Origin of the sequence: Streptomyces sp. NPDC059037 (genome assembly GCF_042740015.1) — a bacterium.
Taxonomy (GTDB): domain Bacteria; phylum Actinomycetota; class Actinomycetes; order Streptomycetales; family Streptomycetaceae; genus Streptomyces.
This window is the reverse complement of the sequence record NZ_JBHYIG010000061.1, coordinates 4,313-19,441: the sequence shown is the minus strand read 5'-3', so window position 1 is coordinate 19,441 and position 15,129 is coordinate 4,313. Positions and strand designations below refer to the sequence as shown.

15 protein-coding genes are annotated in these 15,129 nt (G+C 70.6%); 4 read left to right on the top strand and 11 right to left on the bottom strand.

Going from position 1 to position 15,129, the window contains the following annotated elements; genetic code table 11:
* Positions 1-40: 40 nt before the first annotated feature.
* Positions 41-427 (bottom strand): DoxX family protein, encoded by a 387-nt coding sequence (locus ACFWY6_RS15460; RefSeq protein WP_384689755.1) that lies wholly within the window; start codon positions 425-427, stop codon positions 41-43.
* A 123-nt stretch (positions 428-550) separates the two neighbouring features.
* Between ACFWY6_RS15460 and sigJ the strand changes: the two genes are divergently transcribed.
* Positions 551-1,510: an RNA polymerase sigma factor SigJ gene (sigJ, locus tag ACFWY6_RS15455; RefSeq protein WP_384689752.1), complete on the top strand. Its 960-nt coding sequence runs from the start codon at positions 551-553 to the stop codon at positions 1,508-1,510.
* A gap of 17 nt (positions 1,511-1,527) precedes the next feature.
* Here the strand turns inward: sigJ and ACFWY6_RS15450 are convergent, their stop codons facing one another.
* The 10 genes from ACFWY6_RS15450 to ACFWY6_RS15405 all read right to left on the bottom strand — a co-directional run bounded on the left by ACFWY6_RS15450 (position 1,528) and on the right by ACFWY6_RS15405 (position 11,400).
* The gene (locus tag ACFWY6_RS15450) at positions 1,528-2,196 is read right to left on the bottom strand and encodes an alpha/beta fold hydrolase (RefSeq protein ID WP_384689749.1); all 669 of its coding nucleotides are present in this window, start codon (positions 2,194-2,196) and stop codon (positions 1,528-1,530) included.
* 43 nt (positions 2,197-2,239) lie between these two features.
* Positions 2,240-2,884, bottom strand: a complete 645-nt coding sequence (locus ACFWY6_RS15445) for a hemerythrin domain-containing protein (protein ID WP_384689746.1) — start codon at positions 2,882-2,884, stop codon at positions 2,240-2,242.
* Positions 2,885-3,063: 179 nt separating this feature from the next.
* On the bottom strand, positions 3,064-4,140 hold the full coding sequence (locus tag ACFWY6_RS15440; protein ID WP_384689743.1) for a pyridoxal phosphate-dependent aminotransferase: 1,077 nt from the start codon (positions 4,138-4,140) through the stop codon (positions 3,064-3,066).
* Positions 4,141-4,178: 38 nt separating this feature from the next.
* A complete protein-coding gene (locus ACFWY6_RS15435; protein ID WP_384689741.1) occupies positions 4,179-5,876 on the bottom strand; it encodes an AMP-binding protein in 1,698 nt (565 codons plus the stop codon).
* 8 nt (positions 5,877-5,884) lie between these two features.
* Positions 5,885-6,895, bottom strand: a complete 1,011-nt coding sequence (locus tag ACFWY6_RS15430; RefSeq protein WP_384689738.1) for an acyl-CoA desaturase — start codon at positions 6,893-6,895, stop codon at positions 5,885-5,887.
* Positions 6,892-7,869, bottom strand: a complete 978-nt coding sequence (locus ACFWY6_RS15425; protein ID WP_384689736.1) for an SDR family NAD(P)-dependent oxidoreductase — start codon at positions 7,867-7,869, stop codon at positions 6,892-6,894. The genes ACFWY6_RS15430 and ACFWY6_RS15425 overlap by 4 nt, the downstream gene beginning before the upstream one ends.
* The gene (locus tag ACFWY6_RS15420) at positions 7,866-8,912 is read right to left on the bottom strand and encodes an SDR family oxidoreductase (RefSeq protein ID WP_384689733.1); all 1,047 of its coding nucleotides are present in this window, start codon (positions 8,910-8,912) and stop codon (positions 7,866-7,868) included. Before ACFWY6_RS15420 ends, ACFWY6_RS15425 begins: the two co-directional genes overlap by 4 nt.
* Complete coding sequence (locus ACFWY6_RS15415) at positions 8,909-10,258, bottom strand: NAD(P)/FAD-dependent oxidoreductase (RefSeq protein WP_384689730.1); 1,350 nt, start codon at positions 10,256-10,258, stop codon at positions 8,909-8,911. The genes ACFWY6_RS15420 and ACFWY6_RS15415 overlap by 4 nt, the downstream gene beginning before the upstream one ends.
* Positions 10,259-11,143, bottom strand: a complete 885-nt coding sequence (locus ACFWY6_RS15410) for a class I SAM-dependent methyltransferase (protein ID WP_384689727.1) — start codon at positions 11,141-11,143, stop codon at positions 10,259-10,261.
* A gap of 5 nt (positions 11,144-11,148) precedes the next feature.
* The gene (locus tag ACFWY6_RS15405) at positions 11,149-11,400 is read right to left on the bottom strand and encodes an acyl carrier protein (protein ID WP_384689725.1); all 252 of its coding nucleotides are present in this window, start codon (positions 11,398-11,400) and stop codon (positions 11,149-11,151) included.
* Between the two features lie 263 nt (positions 11,401-11,663).
* On the opposite strand from ACFWY6_RS15405, the gene ACFWY6_RS15400 reads away from it, so the two are divergent.
* The 3 genes from ACFWY6_RS15400 to ACFWY6_RS15390 are packed head-to-tail and all read left to right on the top strand — an operon-like array spanning position 11,664 to position 15,084.
* Positions 11,664-13,418 carry a thiamine pyrophosphate-binding protein gene (locus ACFWY6_RS15400; protein WP_384689723.1) on the top strand — a complete coding sequence of 585 codons (1,755 nt, stop codon included), beginning with the start codon at positions 11,664-11,666 and terminating at the stop codon, positions 13,416-13,418.
* Positions 13,415-14,059, top strand: a complete 645-nt coding sequence (locus ACFWY6_RS15395; RefSeq protein WP_384689720.1) for an SRPBCC family protein — start codon at positions 13,415-13,417, stop codon at positions 14,057-14,059. The genes ACFWY6_RS15400 and ACFWY6_RS15395 overlap by 4 nt, the downstream gene beginning before the upstream one ends.
* Positions 14,056-15,084 (top strand): 3-oxoacyl-ACP synthase III family protein, encoded by a 1,029-nt coding sequence (locus tag ACFWY6_RS15390; protein ID WP_384689717.1) that lies wholly within the window; start codon positions 14,056-14,058, stop codon positions 15,082-15,084. Before ACFWY6_RS15395 ends, ACFWY6_RS15390 begins: the two co-directional genes overlap by 4 nt.
* The last annotated feature ends 45 nt before the right edge of the window (positions 15,085-15,129 follow it).

Below are 15,129 nucleotides of genomic sequence, written 5' to 3'. Positions count from 1 at the left end.
CCTCGATGCCGCCCCCGGGTTGGCCCTCGATGCCCCCAGGTCACCCCACGAAGGACTCGGGGCCGAAGCGGCCCCAGGCCACGAAAGCGGCCAGGGCTATGTAGATCAGGTCCACTGCCAGCAGCTTGTTCTCGTGGCGGCGGATGCGGACTGTCGCCGCCCCGATCATCAGCAGCACCAGGCCGAGGGCCGCCAGCGGTACCAGGATCGGGGCGATGTCCAGTGCCGCGGGCAGGATCAGGCCCGCCGCGGCCAGGACCTCTACCGCCCCGATGGCCTTGACGCCGCCTTCGCTGAAATCTTCGACCCACCTCGCGCTGGCCCCACTGGCGGCTATCTTCTCCTTCGGCGTGATCACCTTGAAGCCGCCGCCGAGCAGGTAGGCGACGGCGAGCAGTCCGGTAACGATCCACAGGGCGAGGTTCATGGCTTTGTCCTTGCAGGGTTGTCGGGCCGGTTGTTCGCTGTTGCTCCTCTAAGACAGGGCACCGCGGCAAGCTGTGACGGTGGGGGGTGTGACGTGTGTCTCACCGAGGAGAGGTTGGGGGCCGTGCCGGGATCAACGGATGTGGTGGATGGGGCTGACGCAGGTGGCTACCGGGCGTTGATGTTCTCCATCGCCTACGGGATGACCGGATCGGTGGGCGACGCCGAGGACATCGTCCAGGACGCCTTCCTCGGGCTGACCCGGGCGCACCAGGCAGGTACCGCGATCGCCGCCCCGAAGGCGTACTTGACCACCGCGGTGACGCGGCTCGGGATCAACTACCTGAGTTCGGCGCGGGTGCGGCGCGAGACCTACGTGGGGAACTGGCTGCCCGAGCCGGTCGTCGTGACCGCCGAGCAGCCCGGTCCTGCCGAGCACGCCGAGCTGGCCGACTCGCTGTCCATGGCGTTCCTCGTGCTCCTTGAGACCCTCTCCCCGGTGGAACGCGCGGTGTTCATCCTGCGCGAGGTGTTCGGGTACGGCTATCCGGACGTGGCGAGCAGCACCGGCAAGTCCGAGGCGAACTGCCGGCAGATATTCGCCCGCGCCAGAAAGCGCATCGCCGCCGGGGCGCCGGATGCCGACAGCGCGCCGGCCCCGGCGCGGCGGGCGGAGGGTGAGGAGCTCGCCCGTAGGTTCTTCGCGGCCGCCGAGGGCGGTGACCTGGACGCGCTGCTCGGCATGCTCGCGCCCGAAGTGGTCTTCCACGGGGACGGCGGCGGCAAGGCGCGGGCGACCAGGAACCCGGTGACCGAGCCGCGGCGCGTCGGACAGCTGTTCGTCGGCGGGGTCCGCCGGGTCAGGAAGCTCGGCGCCGCCCTCCGGCCGGCCCGGGTCAACGGGCGACCGGGCGCGGTGACGTACGACGCCGAAGGGCGCGTCGCCAGTGTGGTCGAACTCGACATCTCCGACGGCGCGGTCCGGGCGATCCACTCCGTTTCGAACCCCGACAAGATCGGCCATGTCGGGCCGGTGTCCGGGATCGGGCTACTGCCGGTGGAACCACCCCTCCCCACGGACTGAGCGTCGTCAGCCGACGGTCACCCCTTGACGTACCCGACCAGCAGGTCCGCCAGCTCCTTCGGCCTGCTGAGCGCGACGCAGTGACCGCCGCCGATCTCGTCGGGCGTGATGCCGAGGCGCGCTCGTGCGAGGCCGCGGAAGAACTCGGGCGGGAAGAAGTGGTCGTCCTTGCAGACGATGAACTTTGTGGGTACGTCAGGCCAGGTCGGCAACGGCCAGGGCTCGTTGCCCGACCGGGAGCATTCCTCCCGCTCTCTGCGCATGGACTCCTCGGCCAGGACGCGCGGAACGTCGTGGTAGAAGCTCTCGAAGGGGCCCTCGATGGCCGCCAGGCCCGCCGTTTCCCGGGCCTCGTTGCAGCCGGTCGTCTCCCACCAGTCGTCCGGCCGTTCGCCCGGCGCCGGGATCATCCCGGCCAGCAGGACCAGCACGCCGGCCCGGAGCCGCTCGGCCACCAGCGGCGCGGTGAAGGCCCCGTAGGAGTGCCCGACGACGACCACGGGGTTCTGGCTCTCACCGACGGCCTCGACGACCGCATCCGCGTAGTCGCCGAGCCCCGCGGACGGCTGGTCCGACGGCAGGTCCGGGGCGGCGGTCTCGTGGCCCCGGGCGCGCAGCTCGGCTTCGAGGAGATGCCAGGCCCAGCCGCTGTCGCCGCCGCCGTGGATGAGTACGAAGGTTGCCATTCCCCCTGTATAGCTTGGGAGTTGGGCAGTTTCAGCACTGGCGTCAGGATGACTCGCCGAAAGCCGCCTGTTGGGTCTTCTGGAGCCAGCCGCGGAACAGCAGGGCCACCGGAGGGGCCGGGACTCCGCCCTTGTCGTCGGGGCCCGCCACCGAGGCCAGCCAGGCCGGCATGAAGCGCAGGGTCCAGCCCGGTGCCGTCTTGCGCATGTGTGTTCCGTACTGCTTCCAGAGGCGGTCGCCCAGGGCCGGGGCCAAGCGGCCCACCAGTTCCTGCTCCTCGTCCGCCGTGTGGCGGGAGAGGTGGTCGCGTACCTCCACCGTGCGCTTGGCCACCTCCGCCGCCGCCTCGGAGTCCGTGTCCAGGCGTTCGCAGGCCCGGTGCCAGGCGTGCAGCACCTCGGACAGTTCCTCGTGTTCGGTGACCATCAGGGCCAACGCCGACTCGTCCGCGCCGAGTTCGCGCAGGCGGGGCCAGAGGAAGGTGTCCTCGCCCTCGTGGTGGTGCTCGATCACTTGGTAGATCTTGTCGCTGTAGTCCCGCAGGGCCGCGGCGCGCGCGGGGTCCGCCGACCGGGTCAGGCTGTCCGCCGAGCTCGCGATGCGGTCCAGGTCCCGCACCATGGCCCGGTGCGCGAGCACCATGGTCTGGTGCCCCTTGGGCAGAGAGGCGATGGGCTGGTTCGTCATTCGAATCCTCTGGGGGGATGGGGGTGGGGATGAGGATGGGGGTGGGGGATGGAGTGAGGGTGGGGGTGGGCGGAGGAGGCAATCCTGCCTTTCTATCGGGGGACTTGTGGGGGAATCGGCAGATCTCGGTGCCGGTCCGCCGCCCCGCCCCGCCCCGCCCCGCCGGCGCAATCCGCCCGTCAGCTCCGCAGCACCTCCGTCATCGCCGTCGTCAGGCGTTCGACGTCCGCCCTCGTCCCCACCGAGATGCGCAGCTTCCCGGGCAGGCCGAACGCCGTCAGGTCCCTGACGAGGATGCGGTGTTCCGTCGCGAGGCGGGCCGCCAGGTCCGGGTGGTCCTTCGGGGTCGCCAGGAAGACGAAGTTGGTGACCGAAGGGACGTACTCCACGCCGAGGGACTCCAGGGACTTGCAGAGCAGGTCGCGGGCCTCGCGGTTGGCCTCGCGTACCCGGTCCACGTATGCGGGGCGCGCCAGGGCGCTCAGGACCGCCCGCTGGGCCGACCGCGTGACGTTGAACGGCAGTGCGGAACCTGTCTCCTTGATGCGGGACACCAGGTCCGCCGGGCCCATCACGACTCCCACGCGCACCGATGCCAGACCCCACGCCTTGGAGAACGTCCGGGTCACCAGGACCCGGCGGCCCGATCGGACCGCGGCCAGGGCCACGTCGTGCTCCGGGCCCGCGAAGTCCATGTACGCCTCGTCCAGGACGAGTACGGCTCCCGTCTCCTCCGCCGTGTCGATCAGGTGCGTGATGTCCGGCCCGGAGAGGGCCGTGCCCGTCGGGTTGAGCGGGTTGCAGACCCAGGCCAGGTCCACGCCGTCGCGCAGTGCCGCGGCGATCCCGTCGGCCGGCACCGCCGCGTCCCGCAGGGGCACGGTGCGCGGCTCGGCGCCCACCGACCTCGCCGAGAGGAGATAACCGGGGAAGGTCGTTTCGGTGATGGCCACCGAGGACCCGGGCGGGCGCAGGAACGTCATGGAGGTCAGCAGGACCAGTTCGTCGGTGCCGTTGCCCACCGCGACCATGTCCGCGGGTACGTCGAAGTGGGTCGCCAGCGCCGCGAGCAGTTCTCGGCACTCGCTGTCGGGGTAGCAGTTGAGGTGGTTGTCCGCCTCGCTGTGCACCGCGGCTATGGCGCCGGGCGGTGCGCCGTACGGGTTCTCGTTGAGGTGCAGCCGCAGATGGTCCTCGCGGCCGATGACCTCCGTGTCGGAGAAGTAGTCCGTGGGCAGCAACTGTGCCTGGCTCATGGGTGGTTCATTCCTTCCTTGTCCCGGCAGGCGGTGCGTCAGCCGAGCCGTACACGGGAGATGATCTTGAGGCTTGAGGTGTCCCGCGTGAGCATCGAGCGGCAGCGGAAGCGCTGGATCTTTCCGCTCGGGGTGCGCGGGAGGCAGCCGCGTTCGACGAAGACGCATTCCGAGAGAGAGATTCCGGACTTCTCCCTTGCCAGTTCGGCCGCGCGGTCCGCTATCTGCGCGAAGTCGTCGCTCTTGCGGGCCGGTTCGAGGAGCAGGACCAGCTCGGAGAGGCCCCCGCCCGCGCTCGCCACACCCGCTCCCGCTCCCGCTCCCGCCACGTCCACCAGCGCCGAGCAGCCCTTGCGTACGGGGCCGAGCGCCTCGACCGCCGCCTCGATCTCGCTCGTGTAGACGTTGCGGCCGCCGACGGACACGAGGTCGTCGGCTCGGCCCACGAAGTACACCTCTCCGTCGCGGACGAACCCGTGGTCCCCGGTGCGCAGCACTCCGTCACGGAAGCGCTCCGCGGTCCGCTCCGGGTCCGCGTGGTAGCCGGTGGCCAGGCTGGGCGAGGTGACCAGGAGCTGCGAGACCTCATCGGGGTGCTCCATGGTCACGCCGACGCCGGGCAGCGGCGCCCCGTTGGAGACGAGGCGGACCGCCCCGGGGTCGTCCTCGGCGAGGTCGACGATCTTGCCCTCGATGAGGGCTGACGCGTCGAAGCCGCGTACGCGGGGTGCATCGGCCCACCCGGTCGCGCTGACGGCCAGTGTCGCCTCCGCCATGCCGTAGGCGGGCATGAAGGCGGACGGTGAGAGGCCGGAGTCGCGGAAGGTCCCGGTCACGCCCGCGAGGACCTCCGCGTCGACGCGCTCCGCGCCCACCACGCAGACCCGCAGGGCGAGTTCGCGGGCCAGGGCCGAGCGCCCCTGTGCCCGGGACGCGAGGTACAGCGCCGTGGTGGTGCCCCCGGTCATGGTCGCCCCGAACTCCGACATGTCCCGGAACCACGAGCGGGGGGCCATGCCGAAGCGCTCCGGCGTCGACATGACGAAGTCGTAGTCGAAGGCCCAGGAGTAGAGCATCAGGCCGAAGACGCCCATGTCGTGCGAGAGCGGCATCCAGGAGGCGATGACCTCGGCGCCGGGCCTGCCCCCCGTCATGTCCAGGATCAGGCCCAGCTGGGCGGCGATGGCGCGCGGAGTGAGCGTGCAGCCTTTCGCCCCGCCGGTGCTGCCCGACGAGTACTGGATGTAGGCGACGTCGTCGAGACCGGGCGGGCTCGGCTCGATGCGGCCCGGACCGTGCAGGGCGGACCAGCTCAGTACGGGCAGGTCGGCGCGGAGTCCCTCGGGGACGAGGGGCTCGAGCTGCGCGTCCACCAGGACCAGCGTCGGGTCGAGGCGTGCGGTGAGGGATTCGAGCAGGCTGCCGTACTCCCCCAGGGTCTGGCCCCGCGACGGCAGCGGCAGCGAGGCGACGGCGCCGCCCGCGAGCCAGACGGCGAGCAATCCCCGTACGCAGTCGGCGGAGTTGGTCAGGACCGTGGCGACGCGGGTGCCCGGCCCCACGCCGGCCGCCCGCAGCGTCGCGGCCATGCCGTGCGCGTCGGCGACGACCTCGCGCCAGGTGGTGCGGGCGTAGCGGTCGCCGTCCCAGTGGTACAGCGCGCCGTGCGTCGGTCCGTGGATCAAGGAGTCCCAGAGACGTATGTGCGTGCGTATCCGAGTGTCGGTGTTGCCCATGGCCGTGATCACTCCACATCCACGAGAGAGAGGTCGCCGGTGCCTCCCGGGCGTTCCGCCAGGGGCACGATCTTCTGCTGTCCCGCCAGGAGTTTCTGTTCGCCGACGGTGCTTCCGCTGACCCGGCTGATCCCGGCCTCCCGCATCGTCATCCGCTCGGGGTCGATGCGGATGACCTTCCAGGCGAGGCCGGTCTTCTCCAGGCCCCAGATGAACACCGCGCTGAGGTCGGCCTCGTACCACTTCATGCCGTGCCGTGCCGAGCGGGGGAAGGCGTGGTGGTTGTTGTGCCAGGCCTCGCCGAAGGACGGCAGGGCGAGCCAGGCGACGTTGCGGGACTCGTCGGTCGTGGAGAAGCGCCGGCGGCCGAAGTAGTGGCCGATCGAATTGACCGCGTACGTCACGTGGTTGATGAGGAAGATGCGGACGAGCCCGCCCCAGAGCATGCCGGTCAGGAACGCCCGGAAGGAGCCGCCGGACAGGGCGAAGGACAGCAGGCCCGCCAGGACGACCCCCGCGGCGACCACGGCGGCGAAGTGCTCGCTGAGCCAGCGCAGGGGCTTCTCGCGGACGAGGTCGGGGCAGTAGCGCATGGGGTCGGACGCGAGGTTCTCGTCGAACAGCCAGCCCAGGTGCGCGTGCCACATGCCGGCGACGGCGCCCTTGAAGCCCGGTTCGAAGTCCAGGTGCGGGCTGTGCGGGTCGCCCTCCTTGTCGGCGACCCGGTGGTGCTTGCGGTGGTGCGATGCCCAGATGATCGGCGGGCCCTGCCCGGCGAGGACGCCCGCGGTGGCCAGGGCGACCCGGATCGGCCCGCGCGTCTCGAACGCGCGGTGGGTGAGCAGCCGGTGGTAGCCGACGGATATCCCGAGGCCCGAGACGGCGTACATGACCACGAGGACGACCAGGTCGGTCCAGCCGAAGACGCTGTTCCACAGCAGGACCATGGCGGCGGGCAGCGCGAGCAGCGGAATGACGGATGCCGCGAGCACGAACCAGCGGTGTTCTTTGCCGTTCATTTCTCCTCTTCCCTGTTTCCCGCGGCGACTTCCCTCTTTCCCGCGGCGACTTCCCTTTTCCCCGCGGCGACGGCCCGGTTGAGCCGGTCCATCCGGGTGGCGAGCGTCATCCGTCCTTCGAGCCGGAAGGTCGGCGGCCGCCGCCCGTCGATGTCGCTGAAGCCGTAATCGGCGGCGAGGTCACCGGTGGAGACGACCTGCCCGGAGCGCTCCAACACCTGTGGATCGGCGGCCAGTTCGACGACCGCACGGCCCACGTACTCCGGCGAGTGGACCACCGCTGCGGGCCCGGATCCGAGTGCCTCCCAGGCGGCCTCGACACGCTCGGTGCGGACGAAGCCGGGGTGCAGGGACAGCGCCGCGACGGCGTGCTTGCGCAGGTCGGCGGCGAAGGCGCGGCTGAGCCGGTCGGACGCCGACTTGAAGACGTCGTACGCCGCCTGGCCCAGGTAGATGTCGCCGTCGGTGAATCCGATGCCGACGATCAGCCCGGCGCGCTGCGGGAGCATCAGGCCCGCGAGCACCCGCGTGACGTCGTACTGGGCGCGCAGGGAGCCCTCGCACAGGTCGTAGCGCCACATGGGCTGGTCCCAGAACGGTGCGTCGAAGCGGACCTCGCCGGATCGTTCGTAGCCGCCCCAGGCGTTGTTGACCAGCAGGTCGATGCGTCCGTGGCGGTCCCTGATCAGGTCGGCGAGCGCCTGGTTGTCCGCCGGCGACGTGTGGTCGCAGCGCACCGCGATGCCGGTGCCGGAGCGGGCGGTGACCTCGTCCGCGGTGTCGTCGACGGTGCCGGGCAGGTCTTCGGTGCGGCCTGCGGAGCGGGTGCTGCGGCCGGTGACGTAGACCGTCGCGCCCGCGCTGCCCAGGGCGAGCGCGATGCCGCGGCCCACTCCCCTGCTCGCGCCGGTGACCACCGCGATCTTCCCGTCGAGCCGGGGCGGCTTCCAGTCCTCGTTCACGTCCTGGTTCACGCTGCTGTCCTTTCGGGACTACGGGACTGACCGAGGTGGGTGGATGCGTACTCGAGCGTCCGCCGGTACGCGTCGGTGTCGGCGACGGGGGCGAGGCCGTGGCGTTCGCTCAGCTCGGGCAGCGAGGTCGGCAGCACGCCGCCGCTGCACCGCGTCGTCTCGCTGACGTCGCGCAGGACCGTCAGATACGACTGGGCGAGCGGCGGCAGTTCGCGCAGCCGGTCCGGGTCGATGCCGTCCGGGTCGACGACCGGCGGCGGGGCCAGGGCCCGGCCGAGGTTCGCGGCGTGCTTGGCGCACACCTCGAGTGCCGCCGTCATGTCCATGGCCCGTTCGCCGTACGTCACCCAGAACTCTCCCTGGTCATCCCCGAGTTGGACGGCTCCGAGCACCGCCTTGGCGAGGAGGTCCTGCGGTACGACGTCGATGCGGTTGCCTTCGTGCACGGGGATGAAGGGGGCGCGCCCGCGGCAGATCCAGTCCGACATCAGCTGCACGATCTGGCCGCGCGACGTCCAGCCGGTCAGCGAGTCGCCGATGAGGTTCGTGGGGCGGAACACGGTGTGCGGGACACCGCTGTCGCGCAGGAGCTGTTCCGCGCGCAGCTTGGAGCGGACGTAGTTCGCCGTCACGTTGCCCGCGCCGAGCCGGTGCGGGGCGTTCACCGCGAGTGCCGCGACGAACGCCGTGCTCATGAAGTGGACGCTCGCCCCGGCGCGGCGGGCGAAGTCGGCGGCCTGCCGGGTGCCTTCGACGTTGACCGGCAGATAGCGGTCGGCCGGCAGGCCCCATTCGGTGAGCCCCGCCGAGTGGATGACGGTGTCCACCTCGCGGGCCAGCGCCGCGTGGCTCTCCTCGTCGAGACCGAAGCGGTCCTGGGAGATGTCGCCGTGCACCACGGCGTCGGCTCCCTCGGGCACCGCGGCGGACGTGCCCCGGCACAGGGCGATGATCCGGACGGCGCCGCTGCGCGCCTCCCGCAGGACGGCCTGGCCCACCACCCCGGAGGCTCCGGTCAGCAGCACGGTTCGGCGCACGCTCATGCTCTCGACTCCTTCCACTGCAACAGGCGGGTGGTGGCGCGGGCGCCCGCGTAGAGCAGCGGCTCGGGCGGGTAGGTGCGCTGCCCGCGCCGTGCGTCGTCCACGTACAGGAGCCGGGTCCAGTCGGTGTCCTTGCCGAGCACCAGGTCCCGCAGGACCTTGCCGCCGGTGTGGGTTGCGGCGATGCCGTTGCCGCAGAAGCCGTATCCGTAAAGGATGTTGCCGCCGGGCAGCGAGCCGAAGTGCGGGGCGTAGTCGCGGGTCATGTCGATGACGCCGCCGTAGGCGTAGCGGAAGCCGACGTCGTGCCACATCGGGAAGAACCGGCGGAACTCCCGGTGCAGTTCGCGGTAGACGCGCGGTTCGTACATACGGCGTTCGCCCATGTCGCGGCCGTAGAAGTACAGCGGGGTGCCGCCGGCCCACAGCAGCCGGTTGTCGGCGGTGAACCGTGCGCAGGTGAGCATGGTCTTCGCCTCGACAAGGCCCTCGCGTCCCGCCCAGTCGATGCGGCTCAGCTGCGCGTCGGTGAGCGGATCGCTCACCATGGCGTAGCTCCACACGGGCACGGTCCTGCCGCGGAACTGCCGGAAGGTGAACTGCCGTGCGTTGGCGGCGACCACCACCTTGTCCGCGGTGATCCGGCCGCCGGGGGTGACGACGGTGGGGCGGACGCCGGGCTCGACCCGCAGGGCCGGGGTGCCGTCGTGGATCGTGATGCCCCGCTCCTTGGCGACGCGCGCCAGGCCGCGGGCCAGCTTGAAGGGGTTGACCTGGGCTCCGCCGGTCCGCAGGGCGCCCTGGATCGCGGGTGAGCCGATGACCTCGCGCGCCTGGGCGGCGGTCATGATCTCGGGCTGTGCGCGGCCCGCGATCTCGGCGGCGAGGTCACGGTCCTCGCGCAGCCGCTTGAGCTGACCGGGGTCGGTGGCGACCATCAGGTAGTCGTTGGCCTCGTACTCGGCGTCGATCTTGTTGCGCCGGGTGAAGCGGCCGATCTCCAGGATCGACCTGCCGACGGCCTGCGAGGCCTGGAGGGTGCGCCGGGTGCCGAACTCCTTGACCAGGGCGCGGATGTCCTTGCCGACGGTCGGCGTGACGAAGCCGTCCGCCCGGCCCGACGCCCCGTGTCCGGAGTGCTCGGCCTCGACGACGCGGATGTCGAGCGCGGGCTCGGCCTCCTGGAGGAAGAGCGCCGTCCACAGGCCGGTGTAGCCGCCGCCGATGATGCAGACGTCGCATTCGGCGTCCTGCCGCAACGGCGGTCCGGGCGTGACCTGTTCGGTCTCGTGCCAGTAGACGACGTGCTTCGGGGAGCTGGGCTGCCGTTTCGGAGGGGTGCTCATCTAACGCCCCTTTTCGAGAATGATCCGTGCGAGCCCCAGGTGGCGATTGCGGAAATGCCGGACGCTCGCGCCGAGATACCGCTCGTAGTTCGCGACGTTCTCCTCGCCCGCGCTCCGCACGGCCTGCTCCCGGTTCTCGGTGAGCCGGCGCAGCCATTCCGCGCACGTACGGCTGTAGTGGTCCGGGTCGTTGCGCAGGGAGACGACGTCGAAGAGCTTCTCGCCGGCCTCGATCACCTCGGAGAGCGCCGGTATCTCGGACTCCGGGAAGATCGTCTCGATGATGAACATCAGCTCACGCACGGTGGCCTTGTCCATCACGGTGTTGTTGCCCTTGATGTTGGTCTGCAGCGCGATCCGGCCACGGGGCGGCAGCCAGGCGTAGCAGCGCTCGAAGAACTCGCGGTAGGCCGCGACGCGGGCGGCCCTGGAGAGCCCGGTCTTCGCGAAGTGCTCGAACGCGCCGATGGAGATGATCGCGTCGTAGCCGCCGTCCGGCTGGTGGTCGAGCCAGTTCTCCACCCGCAGCTCGGTGTTGGGCAGCCCGGCCGCGCGGATCAGCTCGGCCTGGCTGTCGCTGAGGGTGAGACCCACGGCGTGCTCCACGCCGTAGATCTGCACCAGCCGCTTCAGCAGGCTTCCCCAGCCGCAGCCCACGTCGAGCACGCGGCGTGCGCCCACGGCGCACGCCCCTTCGATGAGGTGGTCGAGCTTGCGGGCCTGGGCGCCTTCCAGGGTCTCGCGCACGCCGCCGGACCCACTGGTTCCGGCGTCGTCCCACAGCGCACAGGTGTACGTGAGGGAGTCGTCGAGCCACAGACCGTAGAAGTCGTTCGAGATGTCGTAGTGATGCCTGATGGCCTCGGCGGTGGCCCCTGGATTCATGGCGCTCAGGCCTCGACGCGGGCGGACCGGGCAGCAGCGACGAGTTCCACCAGGTCCCCGACGGTCTTTACGTTGGCGGCGTCGGCGGAGTCGAGTTCGATGCCCGCGTCGTCCTCGATCGTGTAGACGATGTCGGCGATCTGCAGGCTCGAAAGGCCCACGGAGTCGAAGACCGTGTCCGCGTCGAGCGTCAGCGCCGCGGCCTTGCTTCCCAGCTTCTTCTCGATGAGCCGGCACACCGTGTCAACTGTGATCACGGGAATTCCCTTCTCTGGTGGGCTTCCTGGGTTTCCTGGGTTTCCTGGGTTTCCTGGCTTCCTGGCTTCCTGGCTTCCTGGGCCTCGTGACCGAGACACCTCCTCATCCAAGGCACCGGCGCCGCGGAGCGCATGACAGCCCGCCTGGCACGTTCCTGCCACGGCTCCCGGCAGGCCCCTCTGGCAGAGACATGTCTCTGGCTCGCCCGCCGCGTACGCCCGTCAAATGGCGGCATGGCGGCGCTACTTAAGGAGGGGCGACCATGAACGGCACTTACCGCGTGGTCGACTTCATCGTGGACTTCCTGGTCCATCACGAAGTCCGGCACGTCTTCGGGGTCGATGGCGCCAACATCGAGGATCTGTACGACGCGATCAACGACTCGGGCACCGCGGTGCGCGGCGTGGTCGCCAAGCACGAGTTCTCCGCGGCGACCATGGCCGACGGCTACCACCGCTCGTCGCAGCGGATCGCCGCGGTCGCCACCACCTCCGGCGCGGGCGCCATGAACCTGGTGCCCGGCCTCGCCGAGCTGAGGGCCTCGTACGTACCGGCGCTCGTGCTCGTCGGGCAGCCGCCGGCCGCGCTCGACGGGCACGGCTCGTTCCAGGAGACCAGCGGCCGGGCCGCGACGATCGACGCGGTACGTCTCTTCTCCGAGCTCGGCGTCTTCTGCGCCCGGGTCGACGACCCCGCGGCCATCACCGAGCTGCTGCCCCGCGCCCTGGCCGCGGCGACCGACGCCGCGGCCCCCGGGCCCGCGGTGCTGCTGCTCCCCAAGGACGTGCAGCAGGCCGCGCTGCCCCGCACGGAACTGTCGGCACCGGCCGTTTCAGCGACGTACGAAAAGCCGGCATCGTCCGCCGAACTAGCCCGCGCCGCAGAGCTGTTGCGCTCGGCGGCCGAACGGGACGGGGTCGTCATCGTCGCGGGTGAGGGCGTGGCCCGCGCCGACGCCCGGGACCGTCTGGCGCGGCTCGCCGATGTGCTCGGCGCGCCGGTCGCGGTGGCCCCGGACGCCAGGGACGTGTTCGACGAGACCGGCCCGCTGGGCCTGGGGGTGGTCGGACCGCTGGGCCGCCCCGAGGTCAGGGAGCGGGTGGAGCGGGCATCGGCGGTCGTCCTGGCCGGCACCCGGCTGCCGCAGATGGCGGGGGGCGGTCTTCGGGACCATCTGAAGAGCGTCCCGGTGATCGTCCTCGACGGCCGTGAGCCTTTCCTGCACGAGAGCGGGGAGCTGCTGCGGCTCACCGGGCCGATGGGCGCCGAACTAGCGGCGCTCACCGCGCTGTTGGAGGATTCCGGCCGGATGTCGCCGCCGGACACCGGGGTGGGCCGTGCACCCGCACCACCCCCCGGCGACGGCCCGCTGACCATGCAGGACGTGTCGCTGACCGTGGCTTCCGTGCTGCCCGAAGGCGCCACCGTGGTGTCCGACGCGGGCAACACCGGAACCTCCGTCCTGAACACCATCGGCACCCCCGCCGGCGGCCGGTACATCCTGGCGCTCGGCATGGGGGGCATGGGGCACAGCTTCGGCGCCGGCATCGGGGCGGCGTTCGCCACCGGGCGGCGCAGCTACGTCCTGGCCGGTGACGGCGCGTTCCTGATGCACGGCATGGAGGTCCACACGGCGGTCGAGCACGATCTGCCGGTCACCTTCGTGATCTACAACAACAACGCCCACGGCGCCTGCTACGTACGCGAACTCCTCTTCTACTCCGGGGAGTACACCTACAACGCCTTCCGCCCCGCGCGGATCGCCGAGGGCATCGCCGCGCTGTTCCCCGGCCTCGACGCGGTCAGCGCGTCCGACACACAAGAGCTGCGCGCGGCCCTGCTGCGCGCCCGTGACACCGGGTCGCCGTCGCTGATCTGCGTCGACGTCCCGCTCTCCGAAATACCGCAGTACCAGCCCTTCCAGGACCGCATCCGGGCCCGCGCGAAGGAACTCAACGCCATCGAAATCGCCGACGAACACGCCAGCAAGAACGTCAACGAAGGAGTCGCATCATGACCACGTCCGCCTATGTCCCGCCGCCCGCCATCCCGCCGGCCATCGCGGACGTCCCCGGCCTGCTGCGCTGGGAGACGAACTCCCGCGAGGAGGCCTTCGCGCTCGCCGAGGAGATCACCAAGGAGTCGTACACGTACGACGAGGTGTACGGCGACTACTGCACGGTGCACCAGTACATCGACGCCCCGCCGCGCGCCGTCTACGACTACCTCACCGATGTGCGCAGCCTCAACGAATACACGTACAGCACAAGGGACTTCGCCCCGACGGACACGCCCGGCCTCTATGTCGGCCGTGACACCCTCCTGGACGACGAGACCAAGATCTATCTGCGGATCGACGGCGACCCCGATGCGCTCACCGTCGACATGCGCGCCGCCTGGGACCAGGGCCAGGAGCTGTGGATGAACTATCTGCACCGCATCGTTCCCGCGGAGCCCGTCCTCGGGAAGTCCGGCACGGTCCTGATCTGGACCAACTGCCGCCACCCGTACTACGACAAGAACCCGAACCCGGAGCTGGCCTCCACCCCGGAGCGCCCCTGGGTGGGCGACCTGTGGGGTCTCTTCTACGCCGGGCACAAACTGGAGGCGGACAACCTGAAGAAGATCCTGGAGCACCGCTACGGGGGTTCCGCGTGAGGACGGTCAGCCTGCTCGACCTCGCCTCCTATCTGCCCGGCGAGCCGGTGGAGGCGAACTACTTCCTGGAGGTCCAGGACGGTACGTCGCACCAGTGGGGCCACCCGATGTTCAAGGCCCCGCGCCACCGGCACCACGTCTCGCGGGACGAGACGCCCGCGGACATGATCGAGAAGGCGGGGCGCACCCTGCTCGACCGCATCGGACCCGACGAGGCCCGCGGCATCGACGTGGTGATCACGAATGTGCTGCTTCCCGAGGTGTTCTTCAGCGGCGCGGGCGCGGAGGTCGCCCACCGTCTCGGGATCAAGGCCGACTGGGTGATCGACGCGCACAACGGAGGCTGTGCGTCGTTCGTCCACATGCTGCGGATCGCCCGGGCCCTGATCGGGTCCGGGCAGGCACGCTCGGCGCTGCTGTGCAATGTGCAGAACTGTGCGGGCACGGTGATGACCCAGCCCGACGTGCGCCGGCTCCCGGAGTCGGTCGTGCCGGGCGACGGCTGCGCGGTGGCCTATGTGGCGGCGTCCGAGGAGTCTCCGATCCTCGGCGTCGAGACCCTCAACAACGGCCAGTACACCGCTGATTGCACGCTGACGCTCGACGACGGGCGCAAGTACTGGGAGCCGGGGACGAGCCAGGTGCACACCGGGTTCACCCCCGACCGGATCACCGACATCCTGGAGCGCGGCAACCGCCTCGTCCCGGAAGCGGTCGGCAAGGTCTGCGACAGCCTCGGGCTCAAGACATCCGAGCTGGATCTGCTGATCACCAATCAGCCGAACCGGGTCTTCCTCAAGCAGTGGCAGGAGCGGCTCTCCATCGACGCGGAGCGGCATCTGGACACCTTCGACCGGTTCGGCAACCTCTTCGGTGCCGCCGTGCCGATCACGCTCGACCACGCCGTCCGTGAGGGCCGCGTCAAGGACGGCAGCCTGCTGATGCTGGCGGGCTTCGCGCACGCCGGCGACTTCGCGGGAGCGGCGGCGGTCAGGTGGCGTGCCAAGGGCGCTTCGCTGAACTAGCCGTCCCGTCACCAAAGCCCTCCGCCCCGGATCATAGAGCCGGGG